The following is a 410-nucleotide window of genomic DNA, read 5'->3' as shown; positions in this document are numbered from 1 at the left end:
GGTCTTGCCAGGTCGAGCTACTACTACGCGCTGGCTCACCCCCAGCAGCCAACCAGGGTGTATCTGCGGCCCAAGGTTGCCCAGATCTTTTCACGAACCCCCAATGGGTGTGGTCACAGGCAGGTCGCCATGTGCCTGCGCGCTGAGGAAGGGGAGCGCATCGCCGATAAGACGGTCTTGAAGATGATGCGCGAAATGGGGCTGCGCTGCGGCATACGCCGCGAAACGAAGTACCACAGGTACAACTCCTACAAGGGGGACGTGGGGCAAAGTTTCGACAACATCATCGGCCGCGACTTTAAGGCCGATGGGCCCTGGCAGAAACTCGGTACCGACGTCACCGAGTTCAAGCTCTCCTTCGGTAAGGCCTACCTCGCTCCGGTCTACGACTTTGCCAGCAAAGAGATCGT

Annotated in this window: 1 protein-coding gene; it reads left to right on the top strand. The window is 59.5% G+C overall.

Features of this window, described 5'->3' with window-relative positions; all coding sequences use genetic code 11:
- Positions 1–410, top strand: a 410-nt coding sequence (locus QP415_RS10840; protein ID WP_285100061.1) for an IS3 family transposase, incomplete at both ends; no start/stop codon positions are given.

This window comes from Pauljensenia sp. UMB3104, from assembly GCF_030217285.1.
Lineage (GTDB): Bacteria > Actinomycetota > Actinomycetes > Actinomycetales > Actinomycetaceae > Pauljensenia.
The sequence above is the reverse complement of the archived record's forward strand: the minus strand, read 5'-3'. Positions and strand labels throughout refer to the sequence as shown.